The organism is Tepidiphilus thermophilus (assembly GCF_001418245.1).
Taxonomy (GTDB): Bacteria; Pseudomonadota; Gammaproteobacteria; order Burkholderiales; family Rhodocyclaceae; genus Tepidiphilus; species Tepidiphilus succinatimandens.
This window is the reverse complement of the sequence record NZ_LIPU01000002.1, coordinates 233001-254845: the sequence shown is the minus strand read 5'-3', so window position 1 is coordinate 254845 and position 21845 is coordinate 233001. Positions and strand designations below refer to the sequence as shown.

At 65.0% G+C, this 21845-nt stretch carries 18 protein-coding genes and 2 tRNA genes; 2 read left to right on the top strand and 18 right to left on the bottom strand.

Features of this window, described 5'->3' with window-relative positions; all coding sequences use genetic code 11:
* Nucleotides 1–5: 5 nt before the first annotated feature.
* Nucleotides 6–1256: a lysophospholipid transporter LplT gene (gene lplT, locus ASC37_RS02935; protein WP_055422941.1), complete on the bottom strand. Its 1251-nt coding sequence runs from the start codon at nt 1254–1256 to the stop codon at nt 6–8.
* A gap of 191 nt (nt 1257–1447) precedes the next feature.
* On the opposite strand from lplT, the gene ASC37_RS02930 reads away from it, so the two are divergent.
* Together ASC37_RS02930 and ASC37_RS02925 are read left to right on the top strand one after the other, a co-directional pair.
* Nucleotides 1448–1522: transfer RNA gene (locus ASC37_RS02930), tRNA-Val, on the top strand.
* A gap of 32 nt (nt 1523–1554) precedes the next feature.
* Nucleotides 1555–1630: transfer RNA gene (locus ASC37_RS02925), tRNA-Ala, on the top strand.
* 19 nt (nt 1631–1649) lie between these two features.
* Here ASC37_RS02925 and ASC37_RS02920 read toward each other — a convergent pair.
* From ASC37_RS02920 to minC, 17 genes are all read right to left on the bottom strand, one after another.
* Nucleotides 1650–4838 (bottom strand): type I restriction endonuclease subunit R, encoded by a 3189-nt coding sequence (locus ASC37_RS02920; RefSeq protein ID WP_055422940.1) that lies wholly within the window; start codon nt 4836–4838, stop codon nt 1650–1652.
* 3 nt (nt 4839–4841) lie between these two features.
* Nucleotides 4842–5840 (bottom strand): RhuM family protein, encoded by a 999-nt coding sequence (gene rhuM / locus ASC37_RS02915; RefSeq protein WP_055422939.1) that lies wholly within the window; start codon nt 5838–5840, stop codon nt 4842–4844.
* Nucleotides 5837–7087, bottom strand: a complete 1251-nt coding sequence (locus tag ASC37_RS02910) for a restriction endonuclease subunit S (protein WP_055422938.1) — start codon at nt 7085–7087, stop codon at nt 5837–5839. The genes rhuM and ASC37_RS02910 overlap by 4 nt, the downstream gene beginning before the upstream one ends.
* 81 nt (nt 7088–7168) lie before the next feature.
* Entirely contained in the window at nt 7169–8326 is a 1158-nt protein-coding gene (locus tag ASC37_RS02905; protein ID WP_055422937.1) for a Fic family protein, read from the bottom strand.
* A 253-nt stretch (nt 8327–8579) separates the two neighbouring features.
* Nucleotides 8580–10277 (bottom strand): RNA-binding domain-containing protein, encoded by a 1698-nt coding sequence (locus tag ASC37_RS02900; protein ID WP_055422936.1) that lies wholly within the window; start codon nt 10275–10277, stop codon nt 8580–8582.
* A gap of 51 nt (nt 10278–10328) precedes the next feature.
* A complete protein-coding gene (locus tag ASC37_RS02895) occupies nt 10329–11876 on the bottom strand; it encodes a class I SAM-dependent DNA methyltransferase (RefSeq protein WP_055422984.1) in 1548 nt (515 codons plus the stop codon).
* A gap of 35 nt (nt 11877–11911) precedes the next feature.
* A complete protein-coding gene (msrA, locus tag ASC37_RS11685) occupies nt 11912–12841 on the bottom strand; it encodes a peptide-methionine (S)-S-oxide reductase MsrA (RefSeq protein ID WP_055422935.1) in 930 nt (309 codons plus the stop codon).
* Nucleotides 12838–14241 carry an amino acid permease gene (locus ASC37_RS02885; protein WP_055422934.1) on the bottom strand — a complete coding sequence of 468 codons (1404 nt, stop codon included), beginning with the start codon at nt 14239–14241 and terminating at the stop codon, nt 12838–12840. Before ASC37_RS02885 ends, msrA begins: the two co-directional genes overlap by 4 nt.
* Before the next feature lie 92 nt (nt 14242–14333).
* Nucleotides 14334–14753 (bottom strand): SufE family protein, encoded by a 420-nt coding sequence (locus ASC37_RS02880; protein WP_055422933.1) that lies wholly within the window; start codon nt 14751–14753, stop codon nt 14334–14336.
* Nucleotides 14750–15280: a putative Fe-S cluster assembly protein SufT gene (gene sufT, locus ASC37_RS02875; RefSeq protein ID WP_055422932.1), complete on the bottom strand. Its 531-nt coding sequence runs from the start codon at nt 15278–15280 to the stop codon at nt 14750–14752. The genes ASC37_RS02880 and sufT overlap by 4 nt, the downstream gene beginning before the upstream one ends.
* Nucleotides 15277–16557 (bottom strand): aminotransferase class V-fold PLP-dependent enzyme, encoded by a 1281-nt coding sequence (locus tag ASC37_RS02870; RefSeq protein WP_055422931.1) that lies wholly within the window; start codon nt 16555–16557, stop codon nt 15277–15279. Before ASC37_RS02870 ends, sufT begins: the two co-directional genes overlap by 4 nt.
* On the bottom strand, nt 16514–17722 hold the full coding sequence (locus tag ASC37_RS11205; protein WP_082438350.1) for a SufD family Fe-S cluster assembly protein: 1209 nt from the start codon (nt 17720–17722) through the stop codon (nt 16514–16516). The genes ASC37_RS02870 and ASC37_RS11205 overlap by 44 nt, the downstream gene beginning before the upstream one ends.
* Nucleotides 17719–18471, bottom strand: a complete 753-nt coding sequence (gene sufC / locus ASC37_RS02860; protein WP_055422983.1) for a Fe-S cluster assembly ATPase SufC — start codon at nt 18469–18471, stop codon at nt 17719–17721. The genes ASC37_RS11205 and sufC overlap by 4 nt, the downstream gene beginning before the upstream one ends.
* The gene (gene sufB, locus ASC37_RS02855) at nt 18471–19898 is read right to left on the bottom strand and encodes a Fe-S cluster assembly protein SufB (protein ID WP_055422929.1); all 1428 of its coding nucleotides are present in this window, start codon (nt 19896–19898) and stop codon (nt 18471–18473) included. The genes sufC and sufB overlap by 1 nt, the downstream gene beginning before the upstream one ends.
* A gap of 89 nt (nt 19899–19987) precedes the next feature.
* Nucleotides 19988–20260: a cell division topological specificity factor MinE gene (gene minE / locus ASC37_RS02850; protein WP_055422928.1), complete on the bottom strand. Its 273-nt coding sequence runs from the start codon at nt 20258–20260 to the stop codon at nt 19988–19990.
* Nucleotides 20260–21072 (bottom strand): septum site-determining protein MinD, encoded by an 813-nt coding sequence (gene minD / locus ASC37_RS02845; RefSeq protein WP_055422927.1) that lies wholly within the window; start codon nt 21070–21072, stop codon nt 20260–20262. The genes minE and minD overlap by 1 nt, the downstream gene beginning before the upstream one ends.
* Before the next feature lie 12 nt (nt 21073–21084).
* Nucleotides 21085–21840 (bottom strand): septum site-determining protein MinC, encoded by a 756-nt coding sequence (gene minC, locus ASC37_RS02840; protein ID WP_055422926.1) that lies wholly within the window; start codon nt 21838–21840, stop codon nt 21085–21087.
* Between the last annotated feature and the right edge of the window lie 5 nt (nt 21841–21845).

Sequence of the window (21845 nt, the reverse complement as noted above, 5' to 3'; positions counted from 1 at the left end):
GCGCCTCAATGCCGCTCGACCATCTCCAGTAGGTGGAGCGAATCGATGCGGCGCTGGTTGGCGCGATGCCATGCCCAGATGGCGACCATGGTACCCGCTACGAAGAGCCCGAAGAGCATGATCACCTGGTGGACCGGCAAGTCATACCGCAAAAGGATCGCGTAGAGGCCGGTCATCACCAGGATGGCGAGGTTTTCGTTGAAGTTTTGCACCGCGATCGAATGCCCCGCCCCCATGAGGACGTGGCCGCGGTGCTGCAGCATCGCGTTCATCGGCACCACGAAAAAGCCGGCGAGCGCCCCGACGGCGATCATCAGGATGATCGCCAGGGCGAGCGAATGCACGAAGATCATGCCGATCGCCGCGAATCCCATGACGATCCCCAGAGGAATCACCCGCGGCGCCTCGCGTAGCGCCACCCATTTGGCCGCCGCGACCGCCCCCGCCGCGATGCCCACGGCCACCACTCCTTGCAGCATCGACGCCTGGGATAGCGGCAAACCGAGATTCACCTCAGCCCATTTGAGCACGATGAACTGCAACGTCGCCCCCGCGCCCCAGAAAAGGGTCGTCACCGCCAGAGAGATCTGCCCCAGCTTGTCGCGCCACAGCAGCAGGAAGTAATGCCCGAACTCGTGCAACAGATAGAAGGGGTTCTTCTTGAGCGGCACGTGCGCCACACCCGTGTCGGGTACGTAGAGGTTGCACACCGCAGCGACGCCATAGACCAGCACCACCACGAGCAGGGACACCCACAGCCCGTTGTGCAGCCAGGGGAACCAGGCGTCGAACCGGGCGACCAGACCCGGGGCCACCAGGGCGCCGCCGAGCAGCGTTCCCAAAATGATCGCCCCGACCGTGAGCCCTTCGATCCAGCCGTTGGCTACCACCAGCAGGCGGTGCGGCAGGTACTCGGTGAGGATGCCGTACTTGGCCGGCGAATAGGCCGCCGCCCCCACGCCGACGATGGCGTAGCCCAGCAGGGGATGCACGCCGAAGACGATGAGAAGGCACCCGACGATCTTGATCGAATTGGTGATGAACATCACACGCCACTTCGGCATGGAATCGGCGAATGCCCCCACGAAGGCCGCGAGCAGCACGTAGGAGAGGGTGAAGAAGAGCTTGAGGAGCGGCTCGTACTCGGGTGGCGCCTCGAGTTGGCGCAGGATTCCCATCGCGACGATCAGCAGGGCATTGTCGGCCAGCGCGGAAAAGAATTGCGCGGCCATGATGGAATAGAAACCGCGGGGCATCGGAACGGCGCTCCTCGTGCGACTGCGTAGGATGCGGATACCGCCTAGTGTAACAAGAACCGCGGATCAGAGGCGCGCCCAGCGGGGAAAAAGTCGGACAAGTCCCCCGTCTCTCGTACCGCTCCCAGCGCGTGCGACAGGGGTTGACGTCCGAAAGGCGAGCCCGTATCATTGCGGTCTCTGCACACGACGGGCGGTTAGCTCAGCGGTAGAGCACTGCCTTCACACGGCAGGGGTCAGTGGTTCGATCCCACTACCGCCCACCACCCAGGTGGGTCATACCGTCGTGCAAGATCATGGGCCGGTAGCTCAGCTGGGAGAGCGTCGCGTTCGCAATGCGAAGGTCGGGAGTTCGATCCTCCTCCGGTCCACCAAGCACTTCCCCCAAGACTCTCATACGACGCTCCATACCGACGACAGCGCCTCGGCCTGCGCCAGCACGGTCTGTACGGCGGCATCCTGCAGATCCGGCGGGTAGCCGTATTTGCGCAGGATGCGCTTGACCAGCACCCGCAGCCGGGCGCGGGCCGATTCACGGTGGGCCCAATCCACCGAGACGTTGTCCCGCAGGCTCATCAGCAGTTCGTGGGCGATCACGCGCAGCTTGTCGTCTCCCATCACCTGCACCGCGGATTCGTTCTCCGCCAGGGCGTCGTAGAAGGCGACTTCCTCGTCCGACAGTCCCGATTCCTCGCCCCGCTTCCGGGCGGCGCGGATGTCGCGGGCCAGCTCGATCAGTTCTTGCAGCACCTCGGCGGTGGTGATGGCGTTGGCGTGATAGCGGGCGATCGCCGCTTTCAGCCGTTCGGAGAAGGCGCGGGTTTGGACCACGTTGGTGCGGGTGCGTGAGTGGATGCCGTCGCCGATGAGCTTGCGCAACGCTTCCAGCGCCAGGTTCTTCTTCTCCATCTGCTGCACTTCGGCCAGGAACTCGTCGGAGAGGATGGAGATGTCCGGGCTCTTGAGCCCGGCGGCGCGCAGAATATCCACGATCTCGGTCGAGACCACCGCGCGGCTGACGATCTGCTGGATGGCAAGCGAGCGCTCTTGGGCGGAGGAACCGGAAGCGCTGTCCGATTTGACGAGCGCCGCCCGCACGGCCTGAAAGAAACCCACTTCTTCGCGGATGCGACGTGCTTCGTCCGAGCTGGCCGCCAGCGCAAAGGCTTTCGAAAGGGCGAGCACTGCGTCGGCAAAGCGCCGGTGCGCGGCCTTCTTGCCTTCGGGGGTGGTTTCCTGCTCCGCCCAGTGCTGCTGCTTGGCGAGGATCCATTCGATGGCTTCGGCCAGCATCGCCAGACGCGCTCGAGGCGAGGCATTCAAGGCGGGGCGGTAGTCCAGCCCGAAAAACAGGTCGCGCACGACTTCGTACTTTTCCTGCAGGGCGGCGACGGCCTCGGCTTCGTCGATGCCGGTCTGCTCGCGGTCGCGGGGCGAGTACTGGGCGAGCGCGTTCTTCAGGTTCTGGGCAATGCCGATGTAGTCCACGACCAGCCCGGCCGGCTTGTCGCGAAACACCCGGTTCACGCGGGCGATGGCCTGCATCAGGCCGTGGCCGCGCATGGGTTTGTCGAGGTAGAGGGTGTGCAGGCAGGGTGCGTCGAAGCCGGTGAGCCACATGTCGCGCACGATCACGAGTTTCAGCGGATCGGCCGGGTCCTTGATCCGCTTGGCGAGCAGATCGCGCCGCGCCTTGTTGCCGATGTGCTTCTGCCATTGCGGCGGATCGGCGGCGGAGCCGGTCATCACGATCTTGATGGCGCCTTGGGTGTCGTCGTCGCTGTGCCACTCGGGGCGCAGCCTGACGATTTCATCGTAGAGCTTGACGCAGATGCGCCGGCTCATGCACACGATCATCGCCTTTCCCTCGAGCGCCGCCACTCGGGCTTCGAAGTGCTGGACGATGTCCTCGGCCACCTGGCGCAGGCGTTTGTCCGCGCCCACCAAGGCCTCGACGGTGGCCCACTTCTGCTTGGTCCGTTCGCGGACGCTCTCTTCCTCGTCCTCCAGGATCTCTTCGATCTCGGCGTCGATCTTGGGCTTCTCGTTCTCGTCCAGTTCGATGCGCGCCAGGCGCGATTCGTAGTAGATCGGCACCGTGGCGCCGTCTTCCACCGCGCGGCTGATGTCGTAGATGTCGATGTAGTGGCCGAACACGGCCGGGGTGTTCACGTCGTCGGCCTCGATGGGCGTGCCGGTGAAGCCGATGAAGGAAGCGTTGGGCAGCGCGTCGCGCAGGTATTTGGCAAAGCCGTAGGAAACGTCGCCCGTTTGGGCGTCCACCTTGGCCTTGAAGCCGTACTGGCTGCGATGCGCCTCGTCGGCGATGACCACGACGTTGCGCCGCAGGGTGAGGGGGCCTTCGAGCTCGCCGAACTTCTGCAGGGTGGTGAAGATCACTCCGCCCGAGGCCCGGCTCAAGACCTTTTGCAAGTCTTCGCGGCTCTCGGCCTGGATCGGTGTCTGCCGGATCAGGTCACGACACATCGAGAAGGTGGCAAAGAGCTGATCGTCCAGGTCGTTGCGGTCGGTGATGACCACGATCGTGGGGTTTTCCAGCGCAGGGTGCTTCACCAACAGGCCGGCGTAGAAAGCCATCAACAGACTCTTGCCCGAGCCCTGGGTGTGCCAGATCACGCCCACCCGTCGATCGCCGGCGCGTTGCGTCCTTGCCGACGGCAGCCCGTATTCCGCCGGGTCTTCCTGGGCGATACGAGCCGGGGGCATGGCGCGTAGGGTCTGCTCCACCGCCTTCTTCACCGCATGGAATTGATGGTAGCCGGCGAGGATCTTGATGAGGCCCGCGGGCGTTTGCCCGAACACCGTAAAGTCCCGTACCAGATCGAGCAGTCGCCGCGGCGTGAGCACGCCCTCGATGAGGGTGGCGAGCTCCGGCGCGCCTTTCGGCGCGATGGCCGTGCCGTCGGTGGTGCGCCAGGGCATGAAGCGCTCGAAGTCGGCCGAGATCGAACCCACTCGCGCCGTGAGGCCGTCGGAGGCGATCAGCAGCGCATTGGTGTGGAACAGCTGCGCAATGTCCTGCTTGTAGGTCTGCAACTGGTTGAAGGCGGCCGCGACGCTCGCCTGGGCGCTGCCCGGCGCTTTCAGTTCGATCACTACCACCGGCAGGCCGTTGACGAACACCACCACGTCCGGCCGCCGCTTGGCCTGCCCGTTGATCACCACGAACTGGCTCACCGCCAGCCAGTCGTTGTTGGCCGGGTCATCGAAGTCGATCAGGCGCACCTTGCCGGCGGTGAGCGCGCCGTCGTCGGCGTCGTACTCCACGTCCACGCCTTCGGTCAGCAGGCGATGCAGCCGGCGGTTCTCTTCGAGCAGATTCGGTAGCTCGGTCTGGAGCACGCGCCGGATCGCCTCCCGGCGCGCGGAAGCCGGCAAGGCGGGATTGAGACGCTCGACCGCCGCCGTCAGCCGCCGCTCGAGGATCACTTCGTCATGGCTCTTCCGCTCGGGACGGTGCCCGTCCGGGCCGATGTCCTCCTCACGCTCGATGGCATAGCCCAGCGCAGCCAGCTGCTCCAGCAGGGCAGCTTCCACTTCGGCCTCCGACAGAAACGCCACGGCTCATCCTCCTCCGCTTGCCGGCAAGGCCAGCATGTTTTCGATCAGGCGGATCATCACGTCCTTGTTTTTGGCGTCCGACTCCGCTATCAGTAGCGCCAGCGCGGCAAGCCCCACGTCGTTGATCACCGGCATCCCGTCGCGCAGCAGGCGGCCATTGCGCGCCAGGAACTCCACGAACAAAAACGCGCCCGTGCGCTTGTTGCCGTCCAAGAAGGGGTGATTCTTGATGACGAAATAGAGCAGGTGCGCGGCCTTGGTCTCGAAGGTGGGATAAGCCGGCTCGCCGAACACACTCTGTTCCAGATTGCCCAAGATGGCGGCGAGGGCATCGCCGCGCTCGCGGCCGAAGAGGTCGGACGCCTCGCCGCGCGCCATCAGGTCGGCTTTCAGGCGTGCAATGGCCGCGCGGGATTCTTCCAGCGAAGGCAGCACGCCGCCGGGACTGCCCGGTGGGGCGGTGAGCAGCCCTTCGTCGTAGCGTTGCAGCCACAGGAACGTCTGCGTGTAGCGGGCGATCACGTCCACCAGCCCGCGCCCCTCGTCGAGGGTGATCGCTTCGCCCGCGGCGGCCTTTTTCACCAGGTGCAGCGCGGCTTCGAGTTCCGCGGCATTGCGCTCGAAGCGCTCGCGGTCGAGCGAGAATCCGTGCGTCAGGTGCTCGCGCAGCACGCCGGTGGCCCATTGGCGAAAGCGCGTCGCCCGGGTGGAACTCACGCGGTAGCCCACGGAGATGATGGCGTCGAGGTTGTAGTGCTTGAGCCGGCGCTGCACCTGCCGCGTGCCTTCGGTTTGAACCACTAAGAATTCCTTAGCCGTTGCCTCCTCCTGCAGTTCGCCCTCGGCGTAGATGTTCTTCAGGTGCATCAGCACGTTTTCGGGCGTGGTGGCGAACACCTCGGCCATCTGGCGCTGGGTGAGCCAGATGGTTTCCCCCGCCAGCCGAACCTGCACGGCATGACCGGCAGACTCGAAAATGATGATGGGGTTGTTGGCGCTCACAAGCCACGCTCCGCAAGGAAGGCTTCGGCGTCTTTGACGCGCAGCTCGCCGGAGATGAGCTTGGGCAGGAGGGTATCCCGGAGGTTGGCGAGGGTACGGGATTCGTGTTGATTTTCTGCGACAGCATTCAGAATTGGCGCAGCCCGATGATTGAACGCCGTCAAAATGTCTTTATGCGGATGAAGAAAATCAACTTTCATTATTTGTGATGGCTGTGCCCGTTGGCGGCTGCCAGTCGATCCCGTGACGTGCTTCAGCACTTCGCTTTTTATCGCTTCAGATGACATGAGGCAATATAGGTACGCTCGGTTCCCTCGGTCATATGGAACAAACTGCATAAATTCAGTAGAACAAATGGCATGCGCAGTAGCAACGGCGGGCAACCAAATGCGTGGAGTCTGTGGGTTCAGCTTAGAGATCAGAATAGAATTGGCATCGACCCTATACTTGTTGCTCTTGATCGATGCACCAAATTCCATTGCTGGCATGCGTCCTGCGTCATAAGCCGGAATGCTGTAATGCTCGAAAACGGTCTCTGGTGACTTCCATGGCGAAACACTGGTGGTCACGAGCGCAGCGAAGGTATCAAGCGCTGCTATCGACCACCCCTCCGGAATCTCCCCCAATTCCGATTCGACGAGCCGGTCGGGGAAAAGGTCGTAGAGGTGCGCGGGCAGGCCGGGGAGCGACTGGCCCCGCTGCCAGTGGCCTTCGATTTTGGCGCGCACCGGTTCGAAATCCACGAACCACGCCTTGAACAAGGCCCGCGCCATCGCTTCCAGCGTTTCGTTCTGCTGGCGCAGGTTTTCGATCTTGTCGTCGAGCGTGCCGAGGATGTGGGCGATGGCGCGTTGTTCTGTGGGATCGGCTGGAATCCGAACTCTCGCCTGATGTAAATGGTTGCGATTCAAGCCGGGAACAGCAGCTTTGTCTGAATAGGCGAGAAAATCGACGTTACGCAGAAAGTAGCTGATGAAGCGCGGGTCGCTGCCTTTGAAGTCGCGCACATAAAGCGTTGTGTTGAGCGGCCAAAAATCCTGCTCAACATAAAACACTTGTCCCAATGTTCCATATCGTCCCGTTACGACTCCAGGTCCCTTGACCATAGCTTCTGCGTGTGTATCTGTGACACCCGAAGATGAAACGAGCGGAACATCACCAGGCCGACGGTCTTTTTGCGGCAAGTCGTATCCGCGCTTCAATTCGATCACCTCGCCGAGCGAGCAGTCTTTCCACTCACTTGACATACCCAATCTCCTTCCAACCACCGGCGTCCGCTGCACTCAGCCCGCACGCCTCGCCCCGCAAATCCCGCCTTCGTCCGCCACTCACGCCTGCGCCCCTTCATTGAGAATGTCCAGAAGCCCCTGATAGGCAAACACCCGCTCGCGGCTTTTCTGGGTGAGTTCGCGCAGGATGCGGAGTTGCACCAGTGCCTCCACGTGCCGGGCGGCGGTGGCGAAGCTGACGCCGGTTTGCTGGGCGAGCATGCCGATGGTGGCCACGGGGCGGCGGCGCAGGGCGTCGAACAGGTGTAGCGCATTGGCGGCGCTGCGGCCGAGGGTGCTCACGCGCACGGCGTCTTGCTGAAACAGCGCGAGCAGGCGGTGCGCGGTGTCCATGGCGCCAGTGGCGGTTTGCTCGACGCCTTCGAGGAAGAAATCCAGCCAGGATTCCCAGTCGCCGGTGTGGCGCACGGCGTCGAGCTGGCGGTAGTACTCGGCGCGGTGCTGTTTGAAATACAGCGAGAGGTACAAGAGCGGCTGGCGCAGCACGCCGTCGTGATGCAGGATCAGGGCGATGAGGAGCCTTCCCACGCGCCCGTTGCCATCCAGAAACGGGTGGATGGTTTCGAACTGCACGTGCGCGAGCGCCGCCTTGACGAGCGCCCCCGGGGCGTCAGGCGCGTGCAGGTAGCGCTCCAGCGCGCCCATGCAGGGTTCGACTTCCTGCGGCGGCGGGGGCACGAACTGGGCGTTGCCCGGCCGGGTGCCGCCGAGCCAGTTCTGGCTGGTGCGAAATTCGCCGGGTTGCTTGGTCGCGCCGCGCCCGCTCGCCAGCAGCCGGGCGTGGATTTCGCGCAGCAGCCGGTTGCACAGCGGAAAGCCTTCGCGCAGGCGCGCCAGGCCGTGTTCCAGCGCGGCGACGTAGTTGGAGACCTCGGTGACGTCGTCGAAAGGTACGCCGGGCGCCTGGTCGAGCTCGAACATCAACAGATCGGACAGCGAGGACTGTGTGCCTTCGATCTGGCTGGAGAGCACGGCCTCGCGCCGCACGTAGGCGTAGAGGAAAAGATCGGGCTCGGGCAGCAGCGCGGTGATGGCATCCAGCCGTCCGCAGGCGAGCAGCGCACGTTCGAGCAGGCGCTGGCGCGCACCGGTCAGCTCGATGGCGGGTGTCGGCGGCAGGGGCGCCGGCACAAAGGCGCGTACCGTCTCGCCCGCCACGGCGGTGGCGGTGTATGTTCCCGTGGTTCCGCGTTGCACCGCTGGCCTCCCTGAGATCGGCTGTTTTCACGAGTGAAAATGAGGCACTAGGCTATTTTTACATGAATCGACCCGTGAAAATAGCACATTTTCAAAACTCTGTAGCGGACAATATGTGCTACGAAACCGGACCGTTCTATTTGTTGACAACAGCCCTGTGAGCAATACGAGTACCGCGAAAGCGAATGCACGCGTGCATTTTTATGGGAATCGCGCATAAATATGAGCGGCTCTTCAAAACTTATGAGCGCGCTCATATCTTTTGTCCCTGCTCATACCAGGCGCCCTTGCGCGCACCATGGCGCACCAGGCGGCCCTCGTCCACGAGCCGGGACAGCAGCCGTGTGGCCTGGTAGGGGCCGATGCGGCATAGCTCCGCGACTTCCCGGCGTGTGATCCGCCCGTGTTTTTCCACGTATTGCAACACCATTTGCTCCTGCTGCAACGGCTCGAATCCGCGCTGCCGGACGTAGCCCGCTTTGTCGCCCAACAGCCTATAGACGGCGGCGACCAGATGCCAGGTGCGGCCTTTCTTCTGTCCGCGCTCTTCGACGAGGCCCGCTTCCACCAGAGTGTGCAAGGTGGAGCGGGTTTGCGCTTCGGATTTCTGCAGGAGGTGTGCGGCATCACCGGTCGTGAGGCTGCGCTCCTGCCACAAGGCGTTGAGGATCAGCAGCTCGTCCAAACCCAAGACACGTCCGCTTTGACCTTCCGTGACGAGCAGACGCACGAAATCGAGATTGGCCTCGCCGCCGGGGATGACGAGGGTGACCCCCGTTGCATCGCTGCGTGCGTAAGACGGCGCCGGGCGACCGTTGCGCAACTGCTCGTAGAAGATGGTATCGATGCCGCGCGCGGTGCGTTCGACGATGCCGGCGCGCTTGAATGCATCGGCGAGCAGAGGGTTCCTTGGGCGAGGGGCGGTGACGAGCAGGTTGTCGAGGCGCACGCCTTCGGGAAAGCCGCCGGGATTGCTGATTTCGATCCGGTCCGGGTGCCATTGGAAATGCACCGCCCCCAGACGCAGATAGTCGCGGTGGATGAGGGCGTTGGCTACCGCCTCGCGCAGGGCACGCTCGGGGTAATCCGGCACGCCTACGCGCAGCAGGCCGACCATCAGCTCCTGCTCGCGGTTGCGGGCGCGGATGCGAGCCTCGATTTCCTCCATGATCCTCAGCAGCGGCCAGCGGAAGAAGTCGTTGACCTCCACGTCGAGTCCGCGCAGCACCTGAAAAGCCGCTTCGTGGGCGGGCACAAAACGGCGCAGGGCGTCTTCCTTGCCAAAGAGCAGCAGAGCGGCCAGGCGCACGCCGCGCACGCTGCCGTTGGCTTCGACCACGCCGAGTGCCTTGGCAAGGTCCAGATCCGGAAGGTCGAGCAGGCTTTCGTCACTGCGGCCGCGCCGCTCACGTACGCTGCGGCGGAAGCGCTCGAACTCCAACGGGTCGAGGTCCTGCCAACGGGCTTCAGCGATAATCTGCGCCGAGGGATCCAGCAACCCTCGACCGGCTTGCAGGGACTGCACGTCATGGGCATCCATCGGCATGCAGGCGGGTTTCCCGTCACCGCCTGTTGTTCGGCGTAAAAAGACGCCGTCCGCGCTGGCTATGGGGTGCTGCTGCGGTGGAATTTCAATCACGAGTACAAAGCGACCATCGAGTTCGACCGACTCAACCCGCACCGCTACCGAAGGGCGGGTCTGGTTGGCGATCAGGGCAGCCAGCTTGTTTCGGTCGGTGGTGTCGCCGTGTCGCGGGCGTGCACCGGTGATACGTCCATCGTCTTCGACGCCAATCAACAGATATCCCGGTTCATGTCCGCTGCGATTGGCCAGGCACACGACGGCTTTCACGAGGTCGCGATCGTTGAGCGGTGTCCGTTCCTCGCCCTTGAACTCGACCGCGAGGGTTTCGCCTGCGGCGATCATCTGCAAGAGCTCATCGGCTGTCATATCGCGCTCCACTTGGGGGGCACACAAAGGCAGCTATGTTCAACGCAGCGTTCAAAACCCCAGCTCCCGCAGATTCGCTTCGATCGCTGCATCCAGCCGCGCTGCTTCTTCGCGCTGGGCGCGCCATTGCGCCGACAGCCGTGCCATCTTCTCGGCGAAAGGTTCGCCGTCGTCCTCCTGTGCCGCCGCGCCGACGTAGCGGCCGGGGGTGAGGACGTGGCCGTGCTGGCGGATGTCGTCCAGCGTGGCGGATTTGCAAAAGCCGGGCTCGTCGGCGTACTCGCCGGCATCCGGTTCGCCGCGCCACGCGTGGTAGGTGCGGGCGATTTTCTGGATTTCCTCGTCGGTGAGCTCGCGCCGGGTGCGGTCGACCAGCACGCCCATCTTGCGGGCGTCGATGAACAGCACTTGCCCGCGCCGGTCGCGCCATCCTTTGCCGGGGTTCTTGTTGCGGGCAAGAAACCACAGGCAGGCGGGAATCTGGGTGGAGTAGAAAAGCTGTCCAGGGAGCGCCACCATGCAGTCCACCACGTCGGCTTCGATCATGGCGCGGCGGATCTCGCCTTCGCCGGACTGGTTGGAACTCATCGAGCCGTTGGCGAGCACCACGCCCGCCACGCCGTTGGGGGCGAGGTGCCAGTGAATGTGCTGCAACCAGGCGAAGTTGGCGTTGCCCACGGGCGGGGCGCCGAACGTCCAGCGCACGTCCTCGCGCAGGCGCTCGCCGCCCCAGTCGGAGACGTTGAAAGGCGGGTTGGCGAGGATGTAGTCGAAGCGCAGATCGGGGAATTCGTCCTTGTGGAAACTTCCCTCGTTGTTCCAGCGGATGTCGGCGTCGATGCCGCGTACGGCGAGGTTCATCTTGGCAAGGCGCCAGGTGGTGTAGTTGCTCTCCTGGCCGTAGATGGCGATGTCGCCGATGCGCCCGCCGTGCTCGGCCACGAACTTTTCCGACTGCACGAACATGCCGCCCGAGCCGCAGCAGGGGTCATAGACGCGTCCGCGGTAGGGTTCGAGCATCTCCACCAGCACGCGCACCACCGAGCGGGGCGTGTAGAACTCGCCGCCGCGCTTGCCTTCGGCACCGGCGAACTGGCCGAGGAAGTATTCGTACACGCGGCCGAGCACGTCCTTGGCCCGGTTGGCTTCTTCGCCCAGGCCGATGTTGGAGAGCAGGTCGATGAGCTCGCCGAGCATCACCTTGTTGAGCGCCGGGCGGGCGTAGTCCTTGGGCAGCACGCCTTTGAGCGACTCATTGTCCTTCTCGATGGCGCGCATGGCTTCGTCGATGAGGCTGCCGATTTCCGGGCGCTTGGCGTTGGCCTGCAAGTGGGACCAGCGCGCCACCGGGGGCACCCAGAAGATATTTTCAGCCAGATACTCGTCGCGGTCTTCGGCGGCCAGCGGGTCGTCGGCGAGGAGCGCGCGGTGCTTGGCTTCGAAGGCGTCCGAGATGTACTTGAGGAAAATGAGTCCCAGCACGACGTGCTTGTAGTCGCTGGGTTCCATGTTGCCGCGCAGCTTGTCGGCGGCCTTGAAGAGTTCGGCTTCGAAGCCGAGGCTCGCGCCGTTGGTGGGAAGACTACGTTTTTTGGCCATGGACTTGCTCTGTGCGTTTTGCCGCGAGGCGGCGATCAAGGATGCACGTCGGGAATGAAGCGCAAGACTTCACCGTTGATGCAGTAGCGCAGGCCGGTGGGCGCAGGGCCGTCGTCGAAGACATGTCCTAGGTGGATGCCCGTGCTGGCGCTGCGCACTTCGGTACGGATCATGCCGTGCGAGCGGTCTTCGTGTAGCGTCACCGCGCCGGGGAGGGCTTCATGGAAGCTCGGCCAGCCGCAGGGGCTGTCGAACTTCGCCTCCGAGCGGAAAAGCGGTGCGTTGCTCAGGCGATCGACATAGACGCCAGGGCGCCGCTCGTCGAGGTGGGGGCCGGTGAAGGGGCGTTCCGTGCCTTGCTCGCAGGCGATCCAGCGCGCGAGCGGCGGCAGGTGGCGCTCGGCGAGCGTGCGCCAAAAGGAATGCGGCATGCGCACGCCCGTGCCTCCCAGGCCGCAGTACCCGTTCGGGTGCTTCAGCAGGTAGTGCTGATGGTATTCCTCGGCCGGCGTGTAGGAAACGAGCGGGGCGATTTCGGTGACGATCGGCCCGTAGCCGGCGGCCGAGAGCGCCCGTTGATAGGCGTCGCGCGTGGCGAGCGCCGCTTCTCTTTGTTCCGGCGTGGTGGTGTAGATCGCGCTGCGGTAGTTGCTGCCGAAGTCGTTTCCTTGTCGGTCGAGCTGGGTGGGATCGTGGTTTTCCCAAAACCAGGCGAGCACGGCTTCCGTGAGCACGAGTTCGGGGTCGTAGACGACCTTGACGACTTCGGCGTGATTACGCCCGTTGACCGATCCCAGGCGGAGAAGACGCTCGAAGTCGAGCACTTCGTCGTAAGTGGGATCGGGAAAGCTGCCGCCTGCGTAGCCCACTTCGGTTTCCAGCACGCCTGGCAGCGCGGCCATGCGCTTTTGCGCGCCCCAGAAACATCCCATGCCGAGGACGAGGGTTTCTCGCCGATCACTCATACAGCCTCCTTGGTCCGCACTTGCAGCCGCAGCTGCAGCCGGTAGCAGAGCCACATGAACCCCACCCAGATGGGCAGGGCGATGACGGAAGCGCGCGTGCCGGGGTTGTCGAGCATCAGAAAGAGCAGGAAGGCGACGAAGGCGAGGCAGAGGTAGTTGGCGAGCGGGCTCCAGAAGGCCTTGAAAGCAGGGGTGACGTGGCGCTGCTGCAGGACGCGGCGGAATTTGAGGTGGGTGAGGCTGATCATGGTCCAGTTGATCACCAGGGCGGCCACCACCAGCGACATCAAGAGTTCCAGGGCGCTTTGCGGCAGGAGGTAATTGACCGCCACGCAGAAGAAGGTGATGAGCGCGGAGACGCCCACTGCCAGGACCGGTACACCGTAGCGGTTGATTCTCATGAGGGCGTGGGGGGCGTCGCCTTGTTCGGCCAGGCCGTAGAGCATGCGGCTGTTGCAATAGACGCCGCTGTTGTAGACCGACAGCGCCGCCGTGAGCACGACGAGGTTGAGCAGGTGTGCCGCCGTATCGCTGCCGATGAGCGAGAAGATGCGCACGAAGGGACTGGCGCTGTAGGGGTCGCCGGCGGCGGTGAGCGAGGCCACCAGCTGGTCCCAGGGATAGAGGGAGAGCAGCACGGCGATCGCGCCGATGTAGAAGATGAGGATGCGGTAGACCACCTGATTGATGGCCTTGGGGATGACACGGCGCGGGTCGGAGGCTTCGGCAGCGGTGATGCCGACGAGTTCGAGCCCGCCAAAGGAGAACATGATGATCGGCAGGGTAACCACCAGGCTGCCGAAGCCGTGGGGGAAGAATCCGCCGTGGCGCCAGAGGTTGGTGACGCTCGCCTGCTCGCCGCCCCGTCCGCTCGTGAGCAGGTAGAGGCCGAGCACGATCATGCCGACGATGGCGGCCACCTTGATGATGGAGAACCAGAATTCGGCTTCGCCAAAAGCGCGCACGTTGGCGAGGTTGATCAGGTTGATGAGGAGGAAGAACGCCAGAACGGTGACCCAGGTGGGGATCTCCGGCCACCAGAACTGGACGTATTTGCCGATCGCCGTCAGCTCGGCCATGCCGACGAGCACGTAGAGCACCCAGTAGTTCCAGCCGGAGAGAAAGCCGGCGAAGCGGCCCCAGTAGGTGTGGGCGAAGTGGCTGAAGGAGCCGGCCACGGGTTCTTCGACGATCATCTCGCCGAGCTGGCGCATGATGAGGAAGGCGATGAGGCCACCGATGGCGTAGCCGAGCAGCATCGACGGTCCGGCCGTGGCGAGCACGCCGGCCGAGCCGAGGAAGAGCCCGGTGCCGATGGCGCCGCCCAGGGCGATGAGCTGGATGTGACGGTTTTTTAGGCCGCGGCGCAGCGGGACCTCGTGGAGGGTGGAATCGGTCATGGTCGACTTTCAGGATCGTGGCAACGGGCGCAATCTTACACGCGTCTTGGGACGGCGCGCCGATCGGTCGAGTTCCTGGAGTCTAGGGGGGATCAGCGGTTTGCGTCGGCGATCGCCGCGCGGGCGCATTCGCGGATCCGCTCGATCATTGCCCGCAGTCCGTTGCCGCGCGTGGGGGAGAGGTGGGCGAGCAAACCCAGACGCTCGAAAAGCGCGAGGGTGTCGAGTTCCAAGGCTTCCTGGGGCGTTTTGCCGTCGTAGGCGGCGAGCACGATGGCGGCCAAGCCCCGCACGATGAGCGCATCGCTGTCGATCGCCAGGCGCAAGCGGCCGTTGTCGAGGCGGCAGACGAGCCAGACGCGGCTTTGGCAGCCGCGCACGAGGTTGGCGTCGGTACGCTCGGCTTCCGGGAAAGGGGGCAGCGAGCGCCCCAGCTCGATGAGGTAGTCGTAGCGCCCGTCCCAGTCGTCGAAGAGGGCGAAATTTTCTTCGATTTCGGCAAGCGTCGTCATAGCAGCCCCAGTTCGAGCCGGGCGGTCTCGGAGAGCCGGTCGGAAGTCCAGGGAGGATCGAAGACGACGTTGACCGTGGCTTCCTTGACGCCCGGGATCTGCTCCACCCGCTGCTTGACTTCTTCGCTCAAGACCGGGCCGAGCGAGCAGCCTGGGGCGGTGAGGGTCATGTCGATCTCGACATGGGCGCCGTCGTCTCTTTCGTCGATGTCGAGGCGGTAGATGAGGCCCAGGTCGACGATGTTGACCGGGATTTCAGGATCGTAGATCTGGCGCAGCACTTCGAGGATGTGCTCGCGCAGGTCGCCTTCGGCGGAGGCGGGAAGGACGGCGAAGGGTTCGAGCCCGAAGGCGTCGGCATCTTCGCCGGCCACGCGCACGAGGCGCCCGTCGTAGAGCACGGTGAGGCTGGTGCCCAGTGTCTGCGTCAGGCGCACTTCGCTGTCTTGGGGGATCGTGACGGGTTCCCCCGAGGGGACGACGATACCGTAGACGTCGCGCTGGGTGGTGACCGTTTGGGCGTTCATGGGGCAGGGGCTCCCAGACGTTCGAGGGCGCGGGAGAGCGCCGACAGGGTTTGGTCGATGTCTGCTTCGTTGTTGTAGAAGGCGATCGAGGCGCGCACGGTGCCGGGCAGTCCGTAGCGGGCGATCAGCGGCATGGTGCAGTGGTGCCCGACGCGCACCGCGATGCCTTGCGTGTCGAGCAGGGTCCCGAGGTCGGCCGGGTGGGTGCCGGCGACGTGGAAGGAGGCGATGGGGGCCTTCTCTTCCGGCGGAAGGTCGGCGAGGAGCCTCAGCCCGTCGATCGCCACCAGGCCGTCCCTCAGCCTGCGGTAGAGGTGGGCTTCCCAGGCGGCCAGTTGTGCCCGATCGAATTGGCGTAGGTAGTCGATCGCGGCACCCAAGGCGATGGCTTCGGCGATGGGCGGGGTGCCGGCCTCGAACTTGTAGGGAAGTTCGTTGGGTTCGAAGCCGTGCTCGTCGACCCAGGCGATCATCTCGCCGCCGCCTTGCCATGGGGGCATGGCTTCGAGCACTTCCTGACGCCCCCAGAGCACCCCGATGCCGGTGGGACCGAGCATTTTGTGGCCGGAGAAGGCGTAGAAATCGCAACCCAGCGCTTGCACGTCCACGGGAAAATGCCCCACCGCCTGAGCGCCGTCGATGAGCACGGTCGCCCCCACGGCCTTGGCTTCGGCGATGAGCTCGGCCACGGGATTGATGGTGCCCAGGGTATTCGAGACGTGGGCGAGCGCCACCAGTCGGGGTCGCCGCTCGAGCAACTGGCGGTAGCGTTCCCGGTCGAGCGTTCCGTCGTCCCGTACCGGCACGAGGGCGAGTTCGGCGCCGGTGCGCCGGGCGAGCATCTGCCAGGGGACGAGGTTGGCGTGGTGCTCCATCTGGGTGGCGACGAGGAGATCTCCCGCCTTGACGAAGGCATTGCCCCAGGCTTGGGCCACGAGGTTGATCGCTTCCGTGGTGCCGCGCGTCCAGAGGACTTCTTTTTCGCTCGCGGCGTGGATCCAGCGGGCGACGGTGGTGCGGGCGGTCTCGAAACAGTCGGTGGCTTCCGTGCTCAAGGCGTGCGCGCCGCGGTGCACGTTGGCGTTGCGGTTCTCGTAGAAATCGGTGAGCGCCTCGATTACCTGCCGTGGCTTCTGGGCGGTGGCGGCGTTGTCGAGGTAGATGAGGGGCTTGCCGTAGACCCGTCGGTGCAGGATGGGAAAGTCTTCGCGCCAGCGCTCGACGGTGGCCGCCTCAGGCAGCGGCGTCGTCAGGGAGGGGGAGACGGGATTGGACATGGCGGAGGACCTCTGCAAGGGTGAAACGCTGCAGGACCGGAGCGAGGAAAGCGTCGATGAGCAGTTGCCGCGCTTCGACTTCGGGAATTCCCCGGCTGCGCAGGTAGAAGAGCGCTTCGTCGTCGAGCCGGCCAAGCGTGGCGCCGTGGCCGCAGGCGACGTCGTCGGCGTAGATCTCGAGCTCGGGTTTGACGTCGGCGGCGGCGCCGTCGGCCAGGAGCAGGTGATCGAGCCGCATGGCGGCATCGGTGCGCTGGCCGGCGGGTTCGATGAGGATGCGGCCGATCACGGCGGAGTGCGCTTCGGCCGGCACCAGGCCGCGCCAGCGCACGTCGGTGGCGGCGCTGGGGGCGGCGTGGCGGATGCGCAGGGCAACGTCGGTGGAGCCTGGAGGCGCCCCGTAGGTGATGCCGGACAGCCGCAGGGCAGAGGATTCGCCCAGCGTGACGTCCCATTCGAGGCGCTGATAGCTGCGGGCGGAGGCGAAGGCCTGCACGTCGAGGCGGGCACGCGCGCCGAGTTCGGCGCGGACGCGGTGCAGCAGGGCTTCGCCCTCGTCGGCCGTGAAGACGCCGTGGGTGAGTTCGGCGCCCTCGCCGAGCCAGAGCGTCACGGCGCCGTTTTGCGTGGAGGGGCCGAAGGAGGCGAAGGTCTCCACGATCGCGCCGCGCGCGCCTGCAGCGACTTCGACGAGCAGGAGGGGCTGGGCCCATCCGGCGCCGTGGCGGTAGCGGATCTGCAGGGGAGCGTCGGCCGTTTCCTCGAGTTCGAGGAGCAGCACCGCATCGGCCTCGACCAGGTTGCGCACCGAGAAGTAATCCTCGCCCGGCTCCAACCGCTCGCGCCAGCGTGCGCGGGTGGCTTCGTCCAGCTCGGACCAGGGGCGCAGGCGCCAGGCGCGGGTGTGCGCGGCCACGGGCCGACCCTGGTCGAAGTATATCCATTCGCCGGCGAGCGGCTCGGGCGAGGGGAAGGGGAAGTCGAGGCCGCGGCCGGCGCGCTCGGGGGCGAAACAGGCGGAAAGCCGCGAGTAGCGCCAGAATTCGTTCTTGCGCGAGGGGGGTGTGAGCGAGGCGAGCCGCTCGGCGAGCTGCTCGTGCCAGGCGCGCGTTGCTGCGTCTTCCGCCCAGCCGCAGCGGTGGCAGACGGCGAGTGCGGTATTCATGCGACCGACCCCTCGAGCACGGCGGCATAGCCGCCCGCTTCGATCTGGTGGGCGAGCTCGGCTGCGCCCGAACGGGCGATGCGTCCGCCGTGCAGCACGTGCACCCGGTCGGGGCGGACGTATTCGAGGATGCGGGGATAGTGGGTGATGATGAGGAAGGCGCGATCGGGGCGGCGCAGGCGATTGACGCCGGCGGCCACGAGCTTGAGCGCGTCCACGTCCAGGCCCGAATCGGGTTCGTCGAGAATGACGAAGCGCGGTTCGAGCAGCAGCATCTGCAGGATTTCGTTGCGTTTTTTCTCGCCGCCGGAGAAGCCTTCATTGACGCCGCGCTTGAGGAAGTCGGCCGGCAGCCCCAGCACTTGCGCCGCTTCGCGCGCGGCGCGCAGCAGGGCGGCGCTGTCGAGTGGCGCTTCGCCCCGGGCCTTGCGCAGGCAGTCGAGCGCGGTGCGCAGGAATTGCAGGTTGCTCACGCCGGGGATTTCCACCGGATGCTGGAAGGAGAGAAAAAGCCCCGCCTGGGCACGCGCTTCCGGCTCCATCGTGAGCAGGTCTTGGTCATCGAGGAGCGCTTTGCCTTCCAGGACTTCGTAGCCTTCGCGGCCGGCCAGGACGTTGGCGAGCGTGCTCTTGCCCGCGCCGTTGGGGCCCATGAGGGCATGGACTTCGCCTGCGGCGATGTCCAGATCGAGCCCGTCGAGGATGCGCCGACCTTCGACGGCGACGGTGAGGTTGCGTATCGTGAGCATCATCCGACCGATCCTTCTAGACTGACTTCGAGGAGTTTGCCGGCCTCGACGGCGAATTCGAGCGGCAGTTTCTGGAACACGTCCTTGCAGAACCCCCCCACGATGAGGGCGACGGCGCGCTCGGGGTCGATGCCGCGCTGGCGGCAATAAAAGAGCTGTTCTTCGCTCACGCGCGAGGTGCTGGCTTCGTGTTCCACGATGGCGCGCGGATTGCGGCTCTCGATGTAGGGGAAGGTGTGCGCGCCGCAGTGCGGGCCGATGAGCAGCGAATCGCACTGGGTGTAGTTGCGCGCCCCGCTCGCGCCGGGGTTGATGCGCACCAGCCCCCGGTAGGCGTTCTGGCTGTGGCCGGCGGCGATGCCCTTGGAGACGATGGTGCTGCGGGTGTTGCGCCCCAGGTGGATCATCTTGGTGCCGGTGTCGGCCTGCTGCCGGCCGCGCGTGAGCGCCACCGAGTAGAATTCGCCCACGCTGTCGTCACCCTTGAGGATCACGCTGGGATATTTCCAGGTGATGGCCGAGCCGGTCTCGACCTGGGTCCAGGAGATCTTGGCGCCGCGCCCGGCGCACAGCCCTCGCTTGGTGACGAAGTTGTAGACGCCGCCGCGCCCTTCTTCGTCGCCGGGGTACCAGTTCTGCACCGTGCTGTAGCGAATCTCGGCCCCTTCGAGGGCGATGAGTTCGACCACCGCGGCGTGCAGCTGGTGCTCGTCGCGCATGGGGGCGGTGCAGCCCTCGAGGTAGGAGACGTAGCTGCCTTCGTCGGCGATGATGAGCGTGCGCTCGAACTGCCCGGTGCGGGCGGTGTTGATGCGGAAGTAGGTGGAGAGTTCGAGCGGACAGCGCACGCCCTTGGGGATATAGACGAAGGAGCCGTCGCTGAAGACGGCGGAATTGAGCGCGGCGAAGAAGTTGTCTCCCGGCGGCACGACGCTGCCGAGATACTTCTGCACGAGTTCGGGATATTTTTGCACCGCCTCCGAGATGGGGCAGAAGATGACCCCGGCTTCGGAGAGCTTGTCCTTGAAGGTGGTGAGCACCGAGACCGAATCGAAGACAGCGTCGACCGCCACTCCGGCGAGCGCGGCGCGCTCGTGCACCGGCACGCCGAGCTTTTCATAGGTCTCGAGGAGCTTGGGATCGATCTCGGTCTCGCTGCGGCGCTTGGGCGCAGCGTAGTAGATGAGCCCTTGATAGTCGATGGGCTCGTAGCGCACGTGGGCCCAGTGCGGCTCCTTCATCGTCTGCCAGCGACGGAATGCGTCGAGCCGCCATTGGCGCAGGAATTCGGGCTCGTTCTTCTTGGCCGAGATATATTCGATCACTTTTTCATCGAGGCCGGGCGGTAGCGTCTCGGTCTCGATGTCGGTGACGAAGCCGGCCTCGTAGGCTTGGCTGAGGGCGGTGTCGAGTTCGGTGGTGGACATGCGGCTCACTCCCCCGGAAGTCCGTGGATTTGTTGACCATTATACTAGGTTTTTGCAGGGAGAGCGCCTATGCTCTCCCTAGCCTGGCTCTATTGGGGGAGGGGAGGAGAGGTTTCGTTGAGGACGATGTTGACTTCGAGGATCTCGAGGTTGTCTTGCCGCTCGAGCTGGACCTTGATGTCTTCGGGGGCGATCTTCACGTACTTCGAGATGACGTCGAGCAGTTCTTTTTGCAAAGCGGGAAGGAAGTCGGGCGAGGACTTGCCGTCGACGTGCTCGCGCGCGATGATGAGCTGCAGGCGTTCCTTGGCGATCGCCGCGGTCTTTTTCTTTTCCCCGAAGAGGCGCGTGAGCAGCGACATCAGGTGCTCCCGAAGAGGCGTTTGATGAGGCTGGGTTTCTCGTAGGAGACGAAACGCAGCGGTTTGTCCTCGCCGAGAAAACGGGCGACGACGTCGGCGTAGGCTTCGGCCACGTCCGTGCCTTTGAGGTGGATGGCCGGAACCCCCTGGTTGGAGGCGTGCAGCACGGCGTCGGATTCGGGGATGACGCCGATGAGGGGCACGCGCAGGAGTTCTTGGATGTCCTTGTAGGAGAGCATCTCGCCTTCTTCGACGCGCTTGGCGCTGTAGCGCGTGACCAGCAGATGCTCCTTGACCGGTTCGCGCCCTTCGATCGCGCGACGGGACTTGGATTGCAGGATGCCGAGGATGCGGTCGGAGTCGCGCACCGAGGAGACTTCGGGGTTGGTGACGACGATGGCTTCGTCGGCAAAGAGCAGCGCCATGAGGGCGCCGCGCTCGATCCCGGCGGGCGAATCGCACACGACGTAGTCGAAGCCCATCGCTTCGAGCTCGCGCATCACCTTTTCCACGCCTTCTTCGGTGAGGGCTTCCTTGTCCTTGGTCTGGGAGGCGGGCAGGATGTGCAGGGTGTCGACGTGCTTGTCTTTGATGAGCGCCTGGGTGAGCTTGGCCTCGCCCTGGAGGACGTTGACGAAATCGTAGACGACGCGGCGTTCGCAGCCCATGATGAGGTCGAGGTTGCGCAGGCCGACGTCGAAGTCGACGACGGCGGTCTTGAAGCCGCGAAGCGCCAGGCCCGAGGCGAAAGCGGCGCTGGTGGTGGTCTTGCCCACCCCTCCTTTGCCGGAAGTGACGACGACGATGCGCACGTGGTAAGCCTCTCAAATGGTTTCGATGGGTTCGATGAGCAGGTGGCTTTGCCCTTGAATGACTTGCAATTTTACCTGCACGGGGCGGTTTGCGATAGAGGCGGGAAGACCGTTTTCGAACGTCTGGTACACCCCGGCGATGGAAACGAGCTCGGGGCCGAAGTGGGTGGCGACGATGCGGGCTTCCAGGTTGCCGCCGGCTCCGGCGAGCACCCGTCCGCGCAGGGGGCCCCAGCAGTGGATGCTGCCGGCGGCGATGATCTCGGCGCCGGGGTTGGAACCGGCCATGAGCACCACGTCGCCTTCCGGAGCGTAGATCTGCTGGCCGGCGCGCACCGGGCGATCGATGAATTTGGTGGAGGCGGCGCGCGCCGTACCGGTCTGCGGGGAGGCGGGAGCTTGCGCCGAGGTTGGGGCGGCAGGCGGGGGCTCGGTTGGCCGGGCGGCCTCGAGCCGCAGCGCGGCCTCGTCGAGGTTGGCCAAATGCAGGCGCTTCAAGGCGGCATCGAACGATTCGGGCACCCCGCGCACGCCGATGGGTTGCAGCCCGAGGCGGCGGAAGAAGGCCACGAGGCCGCTCCAGTCGACCTGTTCGGGCCAGTCGCGCACTTCCGAGAAGTCGAGCACGGCGGGTTCGCCGCCGAAGTAGCTTTCCGTGCCGGCGAAACGTTTGTGCAGCACGTCGGCGAGCCGTGCGGGACTCACGAGCGGCGAGCGCACGACGATGCCCTCGAAGCGCCCGCTCTCGAATCGTACTTCTTCACTCATGATCG

Bases quoted from the DNA above. Each gene is read 5' to 3' on its own strand.
- lplT (WP_055422941.1), bottom strand. From the start codon at position 1,256: ATGCCCCGCGGTTTCTATTCCATCATGGCCGCGCAATTCTTTTCCGCG.
- ASC37_RS02910 (WP_055422938.1), bottom strand. From the start codon at position 7,087: ATGTCAAGTGAGTGGAAAGACTGCTCGCTCGGCGAGGTGATCGAATTG.
- ASC37_RS02900 (WP_055422936.1), bottom strand. From the start codon at position 10,277: ATGACAGCCGATGAGCTCTTGCAGATGATCGCCGCAGGCGAAACCCTC.
- ASC37_RS02895 (WP_055422984.1), bottom strand. From the start codon at position 11,876: ATGGCCAAAAAACGTAGTCTTCCCACCAACGGCGCGAGCCTCGGCTTC.
- msrA (WP_055422935.1), bottom strand. From the start codon at position 12,841: ATGAGTGATCGGCGAGAAACCCTCGTCCTCGGCATGGGATGTTTCTGG.
- ASC37_RS02885 (WP_055422934.1), bottom strand. From the start codon at position 14,241: ATGACCGATTCCACCCTCCACGAGGTCCCGCTGCGCCGCGGCCTAAAA.
- ASC37_RS02880 (WP_055422933.1), bottom strand. From the start codon at position 14,753: ATGACGACGCTTGCCGAAATCGAAGAAAATTTCGCCCTCTTCGACGAC.
- sufT (WP_055422932.1), bottom strand. From the start codon at position 15,280: ATGAACGCCCAAACGGTCACCACCCAGCGCGACGTCTACGGTATCGTC.
- ASC37_RS02870 (WP_055422931.1), bottom strand. From the start codon at position 16,557: ATGTCCAATCCCGTCTCCCCCTCCCTGACGACGCCGCTGCCTGAGGCG.
- ASC37_RS11205 (WP_082438350.1), bottom strand. From the start codon at position 17,722: ATGAATACCGCACTCGCCGTCTGCCACCGCTGCGGCTGGGCGGAAGAC.
- sufC (WP_055422983.1), bottom strand. From the start codon at position 18,471: ATGCTCACGATACGCAACCTCACCGTCGCCGTCGAAGGTCGGCGCATC.
- sufB (WP_055422929.1), bottom strand. From the start codon at position 19,898: ATGTCCACCACCGAACTCGACACCGCCCTCAGCCAAGCCTACGAGGCC.
- minE (WP_055422928.1), bottom strand. From the start codon at position 20,260: ATGTCGCTGCTCACGCGCCTCTTCGGGGAAAAGAAAAAGACCGCGGCG.
- minC (WP_055422926.1), bottom strand. From the start codon at position 21,840: ATGAGTGAAGAAGTACGATTCGAGAGCGGGCGCTTCGAGGGCATCGTC.